Here is a 721-nt window from a genome sequence, read left to right as displayed (position 1 = left end):
AAAAAAGTTTGATTTTTAGAGTGCTAAATCCCCTGCGCTTGGCGATTCTGCGAATGTGGGAGAAGCGATTAAGCGATGAGGAATATTTCAAAAAAAGACATCAAAAAATCTTTGGTTATGTGCCTAATTTCGCCCGCCCAAAGACATTTAATGAAAAAATCATCCACCGCATTTTATTTGATAGAAATCCGCTTTACACGCACCTCGCGGATAAATTAAAGGCGAGGATTTATATCGCTTATAAATTGCGAGATTTTGCGTTTGAGGGGGGGGCAGATGAGGTAAAGAACGCAGAATCTACGCCAGATTCTGCAAATTGCGATAAAAATAAATTAGATTCTGCGAAAAATTCCACAGATTCTGCGAAAAACTCCACAGATTCTCCCACAGATTCTGCGCTTTTCCAAACACTTCAAAAACCAATCGATGAGTTAAAATCCGCCCTTTTTGAGACGAATTCCTGCAAATTTTTGCCAAAACTTTATGGCATTTGGGAGTGCGTAGAGGCGATAGATTTTGATATTTTGCCAAATTCTTTTGTACTAAAAACAAATCACGATGGCGGTGGCGTGGTGCTTGTGAGTGATAAAACTGCGTTTTTGCGCGACAAGCACGCATTTAAGTCCGCGATGAAAAAACTAAAAAAGCACCTTACGACAAATTACTACACACTTTACCGCGAGTGGCATTACAAAAACATCACCCCACGCGTATTTGCGGA

General features: G+C 40.2%; 1 protein-coding gene. It reads left to right on the top strand.

Features of this window, described 5'->3' with window-relative positions; all coding sequences use genetic code 11:
* Positions 1-721 (top strand): ATP-grasp fold amidoligase family protein (locus tag ACWIUD_RS12065; protein WP_454149411.1); only part of this gene is annotated, 721 nt, incomplete at both ends.

The sequence above is a fragment of the Helicobacter sp. 23-1044 genome, assembly GCF_053654695.1.
Note: the sequence above shows the minus strand (reverse complement) of the source record. Positions and strands in the feature narration are given on the sequence as shown.